This is a genomic window from Stenotrophomonas sp. a6 (assembly GCF_030913325.1).
Taxonomy (GTDB): Bacteria; Pseudomonadota; Gammaproteobacteria; order Xanthomonadales; family Xanthomonadaceae; genus Stenotrophomonas; species Stenotrophomonas maltophilia.
On the sequence record NZ_CP133161.1, the window covers coordinates 1,433,301 to 1,448,473 of the forward strand.

At 67.0% G+C, this 15,173-nt stretch carries 10 protein-coding genes and 1 pseudogene; all 11 read right to left on the reverse strand.

Annotated elements, in window-relative coordinates:
- Nucleotides 1-53: 53 nt before the first annotated feature.
- On the reverse strand, nucleotides 54-3,644 hold the full coding sequence (gene dnaE / locus Q9Q79_RS06610) for a DNA polymerase III subunit alpha (RefSeq protein ID WP_043034852.1): 3,591 nt from the start codon (nucleotides 3,642-3,644) through the stop codon (nucleotides 54-56).
- A 228-nt stretch (nucleotides 3,645-3,872) separates the two neighbouring features.
- Entirely contained in the window at nucleotides 3,873-4,544 is a 672-nt protein-coding gene (locus Q9Q79_RS06615; protein WP_111197964.1) for a ribonuclease HII, read from the reverse strand.
- Nucleotides 4,541-5,704, reverse strand: a pseudogene (gene lpxB, locus Q9Q79_RS06620) (lipid-A-disaccharide synthase); the annotation flags it as partial. The pseudogene lpxB and the gene Q9Q79_RS06615, both read right to left, overlap by 4 nt.
- Before the next feature lie 92 nt (nucleotides 5,705-5,796).
- Nucleotides 5,797-6,588 (reverse strand): acyl-ACP--UDP-N-acetylglucosamine O-acyltransferase, encoded by a 792-nt coding sequence (gene lpxA, locus Q9Q79_RS06625; protein WP_005412736.1) that lies wholly within the window; start codon nucleotides 6,586-6,588, stop codon nucleotides 5,797-5,799.
- A 16-nt stretch (nucleotides 6,589-6,604) separates the two neighbouring features.
- Entirely contained in the window at nucleotides 6,605-7,063 is a 459-nt protein-coding gene (gene fabZ, locus Q9Q79_RS06630) for a 3-hydroxyacyl-ACP dehydratase FabZ (RefSeq protein ID WP_012479607.1), read from the reverse strand.
- Nucleotides 7,060-8,082: a UDP-3-O-(3-hydroxymyristoyl)glucosamine N-acyltransferase gene (lpxD, locus tag Q9Q79_RS06635; RefSeq protein WP_185695207.1), complete on the reverse strand. Its 1,023-nt coding sequence runs from the start codon at nucleotides 8,080-8,082 to the stop codon at nucleotides 7,060-7,062. The genes fabZ and lpxD overlap by 4 nt, the downstream gene beginning before the upstream one ends.
- 440 nt (nucleotides 8,083-8,522) lie before the next feature.
- Nucleotides 8,523-10,886: an outer membrane protein assembly factor BamA gene (gene bamA, locus Q9Q79_RS06640; protein ID WP_024956313.1), complete on the reverse strand. Its 2,364-nt coding sequence runs from the start codon at nucleotides 10,884-10,886 to the stop codon at nucleotides 8,523-8,525.
- Between the two features lie 74 nt (nucleotides 10,887-10,960).
- On the reverse strand, nucleotides 10,961-12,319 hold the full coding sequence (rseP, locus tag Q9Q79_RS06645) for an RIP metalloprotease RseP (RefSeq protein WP_099562088.1): 1,359 nt from the start codon (nucleotides 12,317-12,319) through the stop codon (nucleotides 10,961-10,963).
- Nucleotides 12,320-12,374: 55 nt separating this feature from the next.
- Nucleotides 12,375-13,565, reverse strand: coding sequence for a 1-deoxy-D-xylulose-5-phosphate reductoisomerase (locus Q9Q79_RS06650; RefSeq protein ID WP_005408741.1), 1,191 nt, complete (start codon nucleotides 13,563-13,565; stop codon nucleotides 12,375-12,377).
- A gap of 2 nt (nucleotides 13,566-13,567) precedes the next feature.
- Complete coding sequence (locus tag Q9Q79_RS06655; protein ID WP_005408742.1) at nucleotides 13,568-14,404, reverse strand: phosphatidate cytidylyltransferase; 837 nt, start codon at nucleotides 14,402-14,404, stop codon at nucleotides 13,568-13,570.
- Nucleotides 14,401-15,168, reverse strand: a complete 768-nt coding sequence (gene uppS / locus Q9Q79_RS06660; RefSeq protein ID WP_005408743.1) for a polyprenyl diphosphate synthase — start codon at nucleotides 15,166-15,168, stop codon at nucleotides 14,401-14,403. The genes Q9Q79_RS06655 and uppS overlap by 4 nt, the downstream gene beginning before the upstream one ends.
- Nucleotides 15,169-15,173 lie beyond the last annotated feature (5 nt).

A 15,173-nucleotide genomic window follows, 5' to 3' on the forward strand; every position in this document is an offset into this window, starting at 1 on the left:
CAATCGTCCTTGATGACTGGAACGGGAAAAACAGGAATACGGAGGAGCCGACCTCAGCTGGCCCACGGTGGGCTGTAGCGCACTTTCAGCGTGCGCACGGCGGGGTCGGCGCGCAGCGCCTCCATCAACTTGGAATCGATGCGCACCGCGCTCTGCCCGGACACATCGAGCATGCCGGCGACGCCGCCGTGCGGGCCCTTCAGCAGCAGGTCCAGGCGCAGCGGTGTGCGCCCCGGGCGATGGCGGTCGAGCAGCGCATCGATGCGCTCCCAGACCGGACGCTGCTGGCGCAGGTCCAGGCGCAGCGACAGTCGCGTGGCGTAGTTGGCGCAGACTTCGTCGAAGTCCCAGCACTGGCGGATGCGCAGTGCGTAGCCGCCGTTGAACTCGTCCTCGCGCAAGCCGCCCTTGACCACCAGGATGCGGTCCTTGGTCATCAGGTGCCCGAACTCGGCCATCGCGTCGGAGAACGCGCTGCACTCGACGCGGCCGCGGCCATCTTCCAGCTGGATGAAGATCTGGCTCTCGCCCTTGCGACGCACACCGACCACCTGGCCGGCCAGCACGGTCTGTACTTCCGGGCGCCAGCGCTTTTCGCCGCCGCCGCCGCCACCGCTGTTGGCGCTCCAGATCTTCTCCACCGAACCCAGGTCGTTGCCGACCAGATCGCGTACATCGTCGCGCCATGGATCGAACGGGTGGCCACTGAGATAGAAGCCCAGCGTGTCGCGCTCGCCGTTGAGGCGCTGCAGCAGCGGCCATTCTTCGGCTTCGGGCAGGTCCAGCTGGATCGTGGTCGCGCTCGGGTCCGGGCCACCGAACAGCGAGTTCTGTCCCGAAGCGCGCTCGCGGGCCATCTGGTCGGTAGCCTTGATCACCTCCGGCAGCTGCAGCATCAGCGAGGCACGGTTGCGGCCGAGCTCGTCCAACGCACCACAGTTGATCATCGCTTCCAGCGTGCGCCGGTTGAGCTTGGCCGAGCCGACGCGGGTGCAGAAGTCGAGCAGGTCCTTGAACGGGCCGCCCTTCAGTCGCTCCTCGACCACCGCCTCGCAGGCACCCTGGCCGACGCCCTTGATCGCACCGAGGCCGTACTGGATGGTGTCCGGGGTCACCGCTTCGAACATGAAGGCCGACTGGTTCACCTTGGGCGGCAGCACGGTCAGGCCGAGGTTGCGCACCTCGTCGAGGAAGCCGACCACCTTGTCGGTGTTGTCCAGATCGGACGACAGCGTGGCCGCCATGAACTCGGCCGGGTAATGGCGTTTCAGCCATGCGGTCTGGTAACTGACCAGCGCGTAGGCGGCGGCGTGCGACTTGTTGAAGCCGTAGCCGGCGAACTTCTCCATCAGGTCGAAGATCGCGTCGGCCTTGGCTTCGTCCACGCCGTCCTTGGCCGCGCCTTCGCGGAAGATCTCGCGGTGCTTGGCCATTTCGGCCGGCACCTTCTTGCCCATCGCACGGCGCAGCAGGTCGGCGCCGCCCAGCGAGTAGCCGCCGACGATCTGCGCCATCTGCATCACCTGCTCCTGGTACACCATGATGCCGTAGGTGTCTTTCAGGATCGCTTCGGTGCGCGGATCGGGATAGATGATTTCTTCCTGGCCGTGCTTACGCGCATTGAAGGAGGGAATCAGGTCCATCGGGCCGGGGCGGTACAGCGACACCAGCGCGATCAGGTCTTCGAAACGGTCGGGGCGCGCGTCCTTCAGCAGGCGGCGCATGCCCGAGGATTCGAACTGGAACACTGCGCCCGTATTGCCGTTGGCGAAGATGTCCTTGTAGGTGGGCGTGTCGTCCAGCGGAATCGCGGCGATGTCCACCGGCGGAATGCCGGCGCGCTCATGGCGCTTGTTGATCGCCTTCACCGCCCAGTCGATGATGGTCAGCGTGCGCAGGCCGAGGAAGTCGAACTTCACCAGGCCCACTTCTTCCACGTCGTTCTTGTCGAACTGGGTGACCGGGTTCTTGCCGAGACCGTTCTCGTCGTGTTCGGCGTACAGCGGGCAGAACTCGCTCAGCGGTTCGGGCCCGATCACCACGCCACCGGCGTGCTTGCCGGCGTTGCGGGTCAGGTCTTCCAGCTGCAGCGCCAGGTCGATCAGGTCGCGGACATCGTCCTCGGTCTCGTAGCGCTGGATCAGTTCCGGCGACGCCATTTCCGAGCTGGGGCCTTCCTTGCCCTTGCCCAGTGCATCCTTCAGGTGGATGCCGAGGATGTTCGGGATCAGCTTGGAAACACCGTCGACCAGGCCGTACGGGAAGCCGAGCACGCGGCCGGAGTCGCGCACCACCGCCTTGGCGGCCATGGTGCCGTAGGTGATGATCTGGCTGACGCGCTCGCGCCCGTACTTGCGCGCGACGTAGTCGATCACCTCGTCGCGGCGGTCCATGCAGAAGTCGATGTCGAAGTCGGGCATCGACACGCGTTCCGGGTTCAGGAAGCGCTCGAACAGCAGGTTGTACGGCAGTGGGTCCAGATCGGTGATCTTCAGCGCCCACGCCACCAGCGAACCGGCACCCGAACCACGGCCAGGGCCGATCGGGATGCCCTGGTTCTTGCCCCACTGGATGAAGTCGGCCACGATCAGGAAGTAGCCGGGGAAACCCATCTTGATGATGGTGTTGAGCTCGAACTCCAGGCGCTCGAAATAATCTTCGCGGGTCTTGCCCGGCGCCAGCGGATTCTTCTCCAGGCGCTCTTCCAGGCCGTCGCGCGACATCTTCTGGATCCAGGTGTCCAGGGTCTCGTCGTCGGGCACCGGGTAATTGGGCAGGAAGTAGGTGCCCAGCCGCATCTCGATGTTGCAGCGCTCGGCCAGCGCCAGCGTGTTGTCGATGGCATCGGGAATGTCGGCGAACAGCGCACACATCTCTTCGGCCGATTTCAGGTACTGCTGGTCGCTGTACTCGCGCGGGCGCTTGGGGTCGTCCAGTACGCGGCCGGTGGAAATGCACACGCGCGCTTCGTGCGCGCTGAAATCGGTGGGCGCCAGGAAGCGCACATCATTGCTGGCCACCACCGGCAGGCCACGCTGGCCGGCGGCCATCAGCGCGAACTGGTTGAAGGTTTCCTCGCCCTCGCGGCCGGTGCGGGTCAGCTCCAGGTGCAGGCCATCGCCGAACACGCGCTGCCAATCGGCCAGCTGCTGCTCGGCCAGTTCATGCTTGCCGTCCAGCGCCAGGCGCCCGGCCAGGCTCTGCCGGCCGGCCAGCGCGAACAGGTTGGCGTTGCCGGCCTTCAGCCAGTCCGGATGAATGGCCACGCCGCCTTCGGGGCGATGGCCTTCCATCCACGCGCGGGTCAGCAGCCGCGACAGGCTCAGGTAGCCCTCGCGGTCGCGGCACAGCAGGGTCATCCGCCACGGATCCTGCCCTTCCTCGGCGATCAGCACGTCGGCGCCGGCGATAGGCTTGATGCCCACGCCTTCGGCCGCCTTGTAGAACTTGACCAGGGCGAACAGGTTGTTGAGGTCGGTCACCGCCAGCGCGGGCAGGCCGAGTTCGACCGAGCGTGACAGCAGGTTGGCCTGCTTGGCCTTCTTCGGGTCCGCCTGGTCCGGCTTGGCCGGCACACGGATGGTGGAGTCCGCCAGCGAGAACTCGGTGTGGACGTGGAGATGTACGAAGCGGGAGTTGGACATGCCGGACCAGGTTGGAGCGCGCGGGCCCCGGGTGCTGACGGGGGAATCGTCGCCGGGGTCGGGAAGCGCTGGAGTGCCCGGTCAGGGTAGCGAGGGCTGGAGGGCGCGACAAGCTCTTGACGGCATGCGATATCGCATCCGCGCTATCGCTCCCCACGGTTCGCAGGCGAACCGCGGGCCCCGCCTGACCCTGCTTTCGCAGCCGGGTGCAGCGACCGTTCAGGCGATTCAGGCGATTGCGACGTCTGCGGTCACAGCTGCCGGGTTTTCCAGGCACTCGCGCACCGGGGCGAAGCTGCGCCGGTGCTCCATGCAGGGGCCGTGCTCGCGCAGGGCGGCCAGATGGGCCGGGGTGCCGTAGCCCTTGTGCTGCTCGAAGCCGTATTGCGGGTGGCGGGCATGCACGTCCTGCATGTAGCGGTCGCGCGAGACCTTGGCCAGGATCGAGGCGGCCATGATCGCGCGGTCGATGCCATCACCGCCGACCAGTGCCTGCGCCGGCAGTACCAGGCCCTTGGGCACCACGTTGCCGTCGATGCGGGCGAAGCCGGCCACGTGGGCGACCGCTGCAACGACGTCACGCATGCCCTGCAGGGTGGCCTGGTAGATGTTCAGGCGGTCGATGGTGTCCACGTCCACCAGCACCACGTGCCAGGCCAGGGCACGTTCGATGATGCGGTCATGCAGTTGCTCGCGGCGGGCTGCGGTGAGTTGCTTGGAATCGTCCAGGCCGTTGATGCGTGGCCGTGCCGGGTCGAACACCACCGCCGCCACCGCGACCGGTCCGGCCAGCGGACCGCGGCCGGCTTCGTCGACGCCGGCGACCAGACGCTCCGGCTCGACCACGGCAGCACCGTCGAACAGGGCCAGGCTGGCCGCTGCGGCGTGGCGGCGGCTCATGCCTGGGCCTGGTCGCGCATCAACAGCTCGCCCACAGCGTCGGCCGCGCGGGCCGAGGCATTGCGGCGCAGTCGTTGATGCAGGCGGGCATAGGTGTCCTGCAGGTCGGTCACCCGCTGCGGGTGGTCGAACCATTGCTGGATGGCCGCCGCCAGCTTGTCCGGCGTGCAGTCGTGCTGCATCAGTTCCGGTGCCAGGTCCTGGCCCGCCAGGATGTTGGGCAGGGCAAAGCGGTCGACCTTGATCAGGCCCAGCGCCTTGACCAGGCGGTAGGTCAGCTCGTTGACGCGGTAACCGACCACCATCGGCCGCTTGACCAGCATCGCCTCCAGCGTCGCGGTACCCGAGGCCAGCACCACCACATCGGCGGCGATCATCGCGTTTCGCGCCTCACCGTCGAGTACATGCGAGAAGGCTACCGGCAGCGCCGAGCGTGACAGCTGTTCTTCGATCAGGCGCTTGCAGGCCGGGTTGGCGGCAGGCACTACCACGTGCAGGCCGGGGATGCGCTCGGAGACCTGCCAGGCGGCCTCGAAGAACGGTTCACCGAGGCGCGAGATTTCGCCCAGGCGGCTGCCTGGCAGCACTGCCAGCACCTTGGCCGAGGTCGGCAGGCCAAGCGCGGCGCGCGCTTCCTCGCGGTTGCCCTGCAGGGGGATGTCATCGGCCATCGGATGGCCAACGAAGCGCGCGTCGATGCCGTGCCTGGCATAGATCGGGGGTTCCATCGGGAACAGGCACAGCACCAGGTCGGCACTGCTGCCGATCTTCTCGGCGCGCTTCTCGCGCCAGGCCCAGACCGAGGGGCTGACGTAGTGCACGGTGCGCACGCCGCGCTGCTTCAGCCAGCGTTCGATGCCCAGGTTGAAGTCGGGCGCGTCGATGCCGATGAACACGTCCGGCTGCCATTCCAGTGCACGCTGGCGGAACGCGGAACGCAGTTTCAGCAGGCGTGGCAGGTGGCGCAGCACTTCGGTCAGTCCCATCACCGCCAGCTCGCTGGCATCGTGCCAGGTCAGGCAGCCGGCGCTGCGCATGGCATCGCCACCGATGCCGGCGAATTCGGCATTCGGAAAGCGTGCCTTCAGCTCGCGCACCAGGCCCGCACCCAGCAGATCACCGGAGGCCTCACCGGCCACCAGAGCGATCCGCAACGGGCGCTCGCTGAGCACCCGCTGCGCGGGAACGCTGCCGGCCATCGAGGCCAGCGGAATCACGGCGGCGCCGGCCGGCGCCTGGCCGGTCGTGCTGCTCATCGCAGCAAGGGCCTCTCAGCGTGTTCGATGAAGTCCAGCATGGCCTTCACGTCATCGCTGTCGCGTGCCTGTTCGGTCAGCTGCACCTTGGCTTCGGCCAGCGGCAGGCCCGCCACGTACAGGGTGCGGTAGGCGCGCTTGATGGCGGAGATGCGCTCGGCGTCGAAGCCACGACGCTTCAGCCCTTCGCTGTTGATGCCGCGCGGGCGGCCCAGCGAATCGGTGCCGACCATGGTGAACGGCGGTACGTCGCCATTGGTCAGCGCGCCCATGCCGAGGAAGGCGTGCGCACCGATGCGGCAGAACTGGTGGGCACCGGCGAAGCCGCTGATGATCACGTAGTCGCCCACGGTCACGTGCCCGGCCAGCGTGGTGTTGTTGGAGAACACGCAGAAGTTGCCGACATGGCAGTCGTGCGCCACGTGCGTGTAGGCCAGCATCCAGTTGTCGTTGCCGATGGTGGTGATGCCGCCGCCGCCGCCGGTGCCACGGTTCAGGGTGACGAACTCGCGGAACACGTTGCGGTCGCCGATCACCAGTTCGGTGCGTTCGCCAGCGAACTTCTTGTCCTGCGGCTCGCCACCGATCGCGGCGTGGCCGATGAAGCGGTTGTCACGGCCGATCCTGGTCGGGCCGTGGATGCTGCAATGGGGGCCGACCACTGTGCCGGCGCCGATTTCCACATCGGCACCGATCAGGGTGAACGCGCCGACCTGGACGTCGTCGGCCAGGCGCGCGGCCGGATCGATGACGGCAGTCGGGTGGATCCGTGGTGCGTTGTCAGTCATTGCTGCCTCCCGTGGATCAGCCCTTGGCACCGGCGCACATGACCTCGGCCGAGGCAACGACTTCACCGTTCACCTTGGCCTCGCCGTAGTACCAGCCCATGTTGCGGATCAGGCGCTTCATCTGCACATCCAGCATCAGCACGTCGCCGGGCACGACCTGCTTGTTGAAGCGGGCGTTTTCCACCTTGACCATGTAGAACAGCTTGGACTGCGCATCGCGGCCAAGCGTCAGCTGGGTCATCACGCCACCGGCCTGGGCCAGCGCTTCGATGATCAGCACGCCGGGCATGATCGGGCGGCCCGGGAAGTGACCCTGGAAGAACGGCTCGTTGATGCTGACGTTCTTCTGCGCCAGGATGCGCTTGGCCTCGATGTCGAGCTCAAGCACCCGGTCCACCAGCAGGAACGGGTAGCGGTGCGGGAGCAGTTCCTGGATCTGGCAGACGTCGATCGGAAGCTGCAGCGTGTCGTTCATTCTTTCTCCTTGCCAGCAGCCAGGACGCGGCGAGCCAATGCGTCCAGCTGCTTGAAGCGCGCGGCGTTCTTGCGCCACGTGCGGTTGTCGGTCAACGGGGTGCCGGACGAGTACTCGCCCGGCTCATGGATGGAATTGCGGACCACCGACTTGCCGGTGATCACGACCTTGTCGCAGATCTCGAGGTGGCCGACCACGCCGACGTGGCCGCCGAGCAGGCAGTAGCGGCCGATCCTGGCGCTGCCGGCGATGCCGGTGCAGCCGGCGATGGCCGAGTGCGCGCCGATCTGCACGTTGTGCGCGATCTGTACCAGGTTGTCCAGGCGCACGTCTTCGTCCAGCACGGTGTCTTCCAGTGCACCACGGTCGACGCAGGTGTTGGCGCCGATTTCGCAATCGTCGCCGATGCGCACGCCGCCGAGCTGCGGCACCTTGATCCACTTGCCGGCGTCCATCGCCAGGCCGAAGCCATCGGCACCGAGCACGGCACCGGGGTGCACGCGCACGCGCTTGCCGAGCTTGACCCGGGTGACCAGGGTGACCCGGGCGATCAGTTCGCAGCCGCTGTCCAGGCTGCAGTCTTCGCCGATCACGCTGCCGGCGCCGATGATGCAGTTCTCGCCGACCACGCTGCGCGCGCCGATGGAGACGAAGGGGCCGATGTGGGCGCTGGCGGCGACCTGGGCGCTGGAATCGATGACGGCGCTGGGGTGGATGCCCGGTGGGCGCGTGGGCGCGATGTCGAACAGCGCGGCGATCTTGGCGAAGGTGGTGTACGGGTCCTTGACCACGAGCGCGGCGCCGGGGGCGGCTTCGGCGTCGTCGGCGCGCAGCACGACCAGCGAGGCCTGGCTGTCGGCCAGCTGGGCGCGGTAGCGTGGATTGGCGAGGAAGGTCAGCTGGCCAGGACCGGCGTGGGCGAGGGTGGCCACGCCGTGGATGGCGGTGGCGGGGTCGCCATGGACCTGCAGGCCGAACTGCTCGGCGAGTTGCTGGGCGGTGTAGGTGGGAGTATTCACGGCGGGAGTTTAACGTGTGACGCCATTGCGGTCATGCGGGGGGCATATGCAGCCAACGGCAGGGCCCCTCGCGGCCGGCAGAGCCAGTGTCATGGGCTGGGTCGGACGGGGCGGGACTGCGGGGGGCGGCGCAAGTACGTCCATGTAGCCTTGGTCGCCGCATCCATGCGGCTCACACCCCCGCAGCCCCACCCCGTCCGACCTCCGACGGCCTGGCGCGAGTGCCAGCCACGGAAAAACAGAAAAAATCAAAAGCGGGGTGCGCGCTTCCCGCATCCGGACTAAACGAAAACGCCGGGCAATGCCCGGCGCTTCGCGCCCCGTCTGGTGGAGAGCCCCCCTTCTGTTAAGGGGGGCGCGCCAATGGCGCGGGGGATAGGAGGTAGGTCGGGACCCGCTGCTTGCACAGCAAGCCGCGGCGCACCTTCGGTGGTCAGTTCTTAGAACTGACCGCCGAAGGTAAATTGCAGGCGTTCGATCTTGTCGCCGTCTTCCTTCTTCAGCGGGAACGCGTAGCTGATCGAGATCGGGCCGACCGGGGCGCGCCACAGCAGGGCCACACCGGTGGAGACGCGCAGTTCGTTGGCCTTGAAGTTCTTGGTGCCGTTGTAGACGTTACCGAAGTCGACAAAGGCCGACACGCGGGCCGATGGGCTGTCGAACAGGCGCGGGAAGTAGGCTTCGACCGAACCGACGGTCTTCAGCGAACCACCCAGCGGCTGGCCTTCCGGATAACCCTGGGTTACTTCGCGCGGACCGAGGGTGTTGTCCTCGAAGCCACGTACCGAGTTGGTACCACCGGCGTAGAAGTTCTCGAAGAACGGCAGGCCGCTGGCGGTGACGGTACGGGTTTTGCCGTCGGCGTCGGTGATCGTACGGGTGTAGTCCTTGCCGTAGGCATCGCCGTAGCCCACTTCGGCGCGGGTGTTGATCACCAGCGACGGCATGATCGGCCAGTACTTGCTGATCTGGTAGTTCAGCTTGTAGTACTCGATGGTCGAGCCCGGCAGCGTGGTTTCCAGACCGACGCGCTGGTAGGTACCGCGGGTCGGCATGAAGTAATCGTTGCGCGAGTCGCGCGCCCAGCCCAGCTCGGTACGCCAGGCATGGAAGGTGCGCGAACCGACCGCATCGATGTAATCGATGATCGAGGCCGGGGTCGAGCCACGGTAGGTCGTGATCTGGTTGCTGTCGATGCCGAACATCAGCGAGACGGTGTCGGTCTCGGTCAGCGGCACGCCGAATACCACCTGCGCAGAACCATTGGTGCTGTTGTACTGCGCGGTGTTGAAGTCGGAGTAGTCCAGTTCACGCCAGGACAGGTTGTAGCCCAGCGAAACGCCGTCGTCGGTGAAGTACGGGTTGGTGTAGCTGAAGCCGTAGCGCTGCAGGTAGCTGCTGCGCGAGGCTTCGACCGACACGCGGTTGCCGCCGCCGAGGAAGTTGTTCTGCGACAGCTGCACCGAGGTGGTCATGCCGTAGGACTGCGAATAGCCCAGGCCGAACACGAAGCTGCCGGAGGTGGTTTCCTTGACGTTGTAGACGACGTCGACCTGGTCGTTGCTGCCGCTTACGGCCGGGGTCTCGACGTCCACTGACTCGAAGTAGCCCAGGCGCTGCAGGCGGATCTTGGAGCGGTCGATCGCGGCCTGCGAGTACCAGCTGTTCTCGAACTGGCGCATTTCGCGACGCATCACTTCGTCGGAGGTGCGGGTGTTGCCACGGAACAGGATGCGACGCACCGACACGCGCGGGCCGGGCACGACCTGCATGTTGATCCCTACCGTCTGTTCGGCACGGTTGGTGGTCGGGATCGGGTTCACCTTGGCGAACGCGTAGCCGATGTTGGACAGCGAGTTGGTGATGGTGTCCGAGCTGAATTCCAGCAGGGCACGCGAGAACGTGTCGCCCGGCTTCTGGATCACCATGCGCTCGACGTCCTCCTGCGGAAGGATGGTGTCGCCGCTGACCTTGATCTCGGAGATCTTGTACTGCGCACCCTCGGTCACGCCCGCGGTGAGGAACATGTCGCGCTTGTCGGGGCTGATCGAGACCTGGGTGGAATCGATGCTGAAGTCGACGTAGCCGCGGTCCAGGTACCACGAGTTGAGCTTTTCCAGGTCGCCGGACAGCTTTTCCTTGGAGTACTGGTCGTCACGGCGGTACCACGACGCCCAGTTGTGCTCCTTGGACTCCCAGGTCTCCAGGATGTCCTTGCTCTCGAACTTCTCGGTGCCGACCAGGTTGACGTGGCGGATCTTGGCCGCCTTGCCTTCCTTGATGGCGATCGCGATGTCCACGCGGTTGCGGTCCAGCGGGCTCACGGTCGGGGTGATCTCGACGGTGTACTTGCCGCGGTCGTTGTACTGGCGGCGCAGTTCCTGGGTCACGCGGTCCAGGCTCAGGCGGTCGAAGGTGCCGCCCTCGGTCAGGCCGATATCGGACAGGCCCTTGAGCAGCTGCTCGGACTTGATGTCCTTGTTGCCGGTCACGGTCAGCTTGTTGATCGCCGGGCGTTCCTTGACGGTCACCACCAGGATGCTGCCCTGGCGGTCCAGCTGCACGTCTTCGAAGAAGCCGGTCTTGTACAGCGCGCGGATGGTCTCGCCGACCTTGTTGTCGGTGATCGTCTCGCCCCGTTCCACCGGCAGGTAGGTGAACACCGTGCCCGAGCTGATGCGCTGCAGGCCATCGACGCGGATGTCGCTGACAGTGAAGGGCTCGGCTGCCTGGGCCAGGGCGGGAGCGCCGGTGACGGCGGCGAGGGCGAGGGCCAGCAGGCGGCGATTGGGGAGTCGCGTCATGTCACGTCCGGTAGGAAGGTCGATTTCATTGGTGCGGGATGCCGACGCTGTAGACGGCAACAACGTGGAAAAGTTCATCGCGGGACCAGGCCGAGGATGTCGTTGTAGAACGCCAACCCCATCAGCCCGGCCAGCAACGCCAGGCCGATGTATTGGCCGGCGGCGATGGCACGCTCGCTCAGCGGGCTGCCCTTGACCAACTCGATAAGGTAATACAGCAGGTGCCCGCCGTCCAAGATCGGGATCGGCAACAGGTTGATGATGCACAGGCTGAGTGACAGCAGGGCAAGGAACTGCAGGAACCAGTCGAGGCCGCGTTTGGCCGAGACATTGGCCACGCGGGCGATGGTGACCGGCCCGGAAACGTTCTGCAGCGAGGCTTTGCCGGTGACGATGCGGGCCATCATGCCCAGCGAATCGGCGGCAAGCCGGCCGGTTTCACGTACGGCGACGGTCACTGCATCCAGCGGCCCATAGCGCAGCAGGGTGTCGTAGGAGGGGCTGTAGGTGGTGGGGAAGCCGACGCCGATCTGCCAGACCGGGTTGCCCTTGCCATCCTTGCCCTGGCGGGGCGTGACTTCCAGTGCAAGGCGTTCACCGCCTCGCAGGACCTCGATCATGCCGGGGCCTCCGGCACGGCCGAGGGCCTGGATCTCGCCGATCACCTGGTCGACGCTGTCGATGCGCTGGCCGTCGATCGCCACGATCAGGTCGCCCGGCTGCAGCAGCCCGGTGACCACCGAATCGGCGGTGAGCGAGTCGACCAGTGCCGGCTGCAGCCACGATTGCCAATACAGGCCGGCCAGGATCGGTACCCGTCGTTCATCGAAGCCGGCGGGCAGCTGCGACAGCGGCAGGGTGCGCACGCGCACCTGGTCCGCAGGGTCGAGTACCTCAAGCGTGACGTCGCGGCGATCCATCGCGGCGGCGGTCAGCGCCATGCTGGCCTCGCCCAGGGTGGCGACCTGGCGCTCATCCACCCGCAGAAGGCGGTCACCGCTGAGCAGTCCGGCGCTGGCGGCGATGCCGTCAACCCGGCCGATCGTCGGCGAGTAGTCCTGCTTGCCGATCACGAACATCGCCCACAGCAGCAGGATGCACAGCAGCAGATTGGCGATCGGCCCTGCAGCAACAATGGCGATGCGCTGCCACACGGTCTTGTGGTTGAAGGCCTGGCCGCGCTCGTGGGGATGGACCTCGACCTCACGTTCGTCGAGGAACTTCACGTAGCCACCCAGCGGGATGGCGGCAATGGCGAACTCGGTGCCGTGCCTGTCGCGGCGCGACCACAGCGGACGGCCGAAGCCGACCGAGAAGCGCAGGATCTTGACCCCGCAGAGGCGGCCGACCCAGTAATGCCCGAACTCGTGGAACGTGACCAGCAGCCCGAGGCTGACAATCATCCACCAGACCGATCCGAGGAAGTCAGTCATGCAGGCTCACAGTGGCGGGCAGGGGCGGCGGCGTCATGCTGGGCGAGGCGGTCGTTCAGGCGGCGTCGATGGCGTTCAGGGTGAGCTGGCGTGCCCGCTGGTCGGCGGACAACAGGACCTCCAGTGTATCGGCTGGCTGGGTCGGCAGTGTTGAAAGAGCGTTAGCAACCAGCTCCGGGATGGTCAGGAAACCGATCCGGCCCTGAAGAAATGCTGAAACCGCCTCTTCATTGGCGGCGTTCAGCACCGCCGGGGCAGTACCGCCGGCCTGCATGGCCTGCCAGGCCAGCGCCAGGCAGGGGAAGGCGTCGGTGTCAGGCGCCTCGAAATCCAGCCGGCCCTGCGCCAGCAGGTCCAGCCCGGCCACGCCCGATTCGATGCGCTGCGGCCAGCCCAGGCCGACCGCCAGGGTGGTGCGCATGTCCGGCAGGCCCATCTGGGCCAGGGTCGAGCCGTCGACGAATTCGACCAGCGAATGGACCAGGCTCTGCGGGTGCACCAGCACCTCGATGCGCTCGCCGGGCACCGAGAACAGATGGTGCGCCTCGATGACTTCCAGGCCCTTGTTCATCAACGTCGCCGAATCGACCGAGATCTTCGGGCCCATCGACCACTTCGGGTGAGCCACGGCCTGGGCCGGGGTGACCTCGGCCAGCTCGGCGCGGCTGCGGCCGCGGAACGGGCCGCCCGACGCGGTCAGCAGGATCCGGCGCACGCCGGCGCCGTCGATGCTGGCGTCGCGCGAACGCAGGCACTGGAAGATCGCGCTGTGCTCGCTGTCGATCGGAATGATCTCGGCGCCGGCGCGCTCGGCGGTGCGGGTCAGCAGCTCGCCGGCCAGTACCAGCGATTCCTTGTTGGCCAGCAGGATGCGCTTGCCGGCCGCAGCGGCGGCGAGGGTCGAGGACAGCCCTGCAGCACCGACAATGGCCGCGACGACCGTGTCGCAGGCATCGCTTGCTGCCAGCTGGTCCAGTGCGGCATGACCGGCGTGGGCCTCGGTCGACAGCCCCGCATCGCGCAGGCCGTCGCGCAGTTCGGTGAACAGCGCTTCGTCGGCGATGACCGCGTGCGCGGGCTTGTGCTGGCGGCACAGGGCCAGCAGTGCCTGCACCTGGCGGCCGGCGGCCAGCACCGTGGCCTGGTAGCGCTGCGGGTGGCGGGCGATCACGTCCAGCGTGGAGGCACCGATCGAGCCGGTGGCGCCGTATACGGCGACCCGGCGCAGGTCTGCGACAGCATTCATGGTCAGAACCCGAAGATTTCCTTGCCCAGCGCGAACACCGGCACGGCGGCGAGGACGCCGTCGACGCGGTCGAGCACGCCACCATGGCCCGGAATCAGGTTGCCCGAGTCCTTGGCACCGGCGTGGCGCTTGATCAGGCTTTCGAACAGGTCACCCAGCACCGACGCGAATACGGCCACCACCGAGGTGATCAGCAGGCCCGGCAGGTGCGCGATGTCGATGCCGGCCAGCCAGCCCAGTCCGAGGGCCACGGCGACACCGGCCAGCAGGCCGCCGAACAGGCCTTCCCAGGTCTTGTTGGGGCTGATCCGCGGCGCCAGCTTGTGCTTGCCGAAGTGACGGCCGGCGAAATAGGCGCCCGAATCAGCTGCCCAGACCAGTGCCAGTGCCGCCAGCAGCCACAGGTGGCCCTGCTTGCCTGGCGGGTCACCGCCAGCGTGGATCAGTACCAGCGCTGCCCAGGCAGGAACGATGGCCAGGGTGCCGGCCAGCATCTTCACGATCCGGGAGGGGGCCGTCGGCTGGGCGCCAAAGTTGAAGAAGCGCAGCCAGGCCAGCGCCGCCAGCCACCAGGCAACACCTGCCAGTGTGGTGATCTGGAACAGCACCAGCGTGCTGCCATCGGCCCACACCAGCAGCACCATCAGCAGCAGGTTCAGCACCAGCAGCACGGTGCGCGCGAGGGTGTCTTCGATGCCGGCCAGCTTCAGCCATTCCCACAGGCCGATCAGCAGCACGGCGGCGGCGGCGGCGGCCAGCCATTGCGTCGGCAGCAGCAGGATCGCGGCAATGGCGAGCGGCGCCATGATCAGCGCGGCGAGGACTCGGGTCTTGGTCATGGGCTGGAGGTCTCGGTGGCCAGTGCGGCGATCTGGGCGCTGGTCAGGCCGAAACGACGCTCGCGGCTGCCATAGGCATCCAGCGCCTGCTGCAGCAGGGCGGCATCGAAGTCCGGCCACAGCGCCTCGGTGAACCACAGCTCGGTGTAGGCCAGTTGCCACAGCAGGAAGTTGCTGATGCGGGTGTCGCCACCGGTGCGGATGAACAGATCCGGCGGCGGCAGGTCGGCCAGGGCGACCTGGCTGCCCAGCAGCGATTCGTCGATCTGTTCGGGCAGCAGGCGTCCTGCGGCGACTTCAGCGGCCAGTGCGCGCGCGGCACGGGCGATGTCCTGGCGACCGCCGTAGCTGGCGGCGATCGACAGGGTCAGGGTGGTGTTGTCGGCGGTCCGCTGCTCGGCCAGCTGCATGCGGCTGACCAGTCCGGCACCAAAGCGCTCGCGTTCGCCGATGAAGCGTACGCGCACGCCGCGTCGGTGCAGTTCGTCCACTTCGCGGTCGAGCGCGCCGAGGAACAGCTTCATCAGGGCGTCGACTTCTTCCTGCGGCCGGCCCCAGTTCTCGCTGGAAAACGCGAACAGGGTCAGCGCCGGAATGCCCAGTTCAAGGCAGCGCTCGATGGTGCGGTTGACCGCGCGCGCGCCGGCACGATGGCCGATCACGCGCGGGCGGCGGCGCTGCTGTGCCCAGCGCCCGTTGCCATCCATGATGATGGCGACGTGGCGGGGCAGGGTGGCCGGCAACGGAGGCGGGACTGAAGGCATCGACT

What these genes read in the sequence shown, in the direction of transcription:
- dnaE (WP_043034852.1), bottom strand. Translation starts at nt 3,644, where the DNA reads ATGTCCAACTCCCGCTTCGTACATCTCCACGTCCACACCGAGTTCTCG.
- lpxA (WP_005412736.1), bottom strand. Translation starts at nt 6,588, where the DNA reads ATGACTGACAACGCACCACGGATCCACCCGACTGCCGTCATCGATCCG.
- Q9Q79_RS06615 (WP_111197964.1), bottom strand. Translation starts at nt 4,544, where the DNA reads ATGAGCCGCCGCCACGCCGCAGCGGCCAGCCTGGCCCTGTTCGACGGT.
- bamA (WP_024956313.1), bottom strand. Translation starts at nt 10,886, where the DNA reads ATGACGCGACTCCCCAATCGCCGCCTGCTGGCCCTCGCCCTCGCCGCC.
- rseP (WP_099562088.1), bottom strand. Translation starts at nt 12,319, where the DNA reads ATGACTGACTTCCTCGGATCGGTCTGGTGGATGATTGTCAGCCTCGGG.
- fabZ (WP_012479607.1), bottom strand. Translation starts at nt 7,063, where the DNA reads ATGAACGACACGCTGCAGCTTCCGATCGACGTCTGCCAGATCCAGGAA.
- Q9Q79_RS06650 (WP_005408741.1), bottom strand. Translation starts at nt 13,565, where the DNA reads ATGAATGCTGTCGCAGACCTGCGCCGGGTCGCCGTATACGGCGCCACC.
- uppS (WP_005408743.1), bottom strand. Translation starts at nt 15,168, where the DNA reads ATGCCTTCAGTCCCGCCTCCGTTGCCGGCCACCCTGCCCCGCCACGTC.
- Q9Q79_RS06655 (WP_005408742.1), bottom strand. Translation starts at nt 14,404, where the DNA reads ATGACCAAGACCCGAGTCCTCGCCGCGCTGATCATGGCGCCGCTCGCC.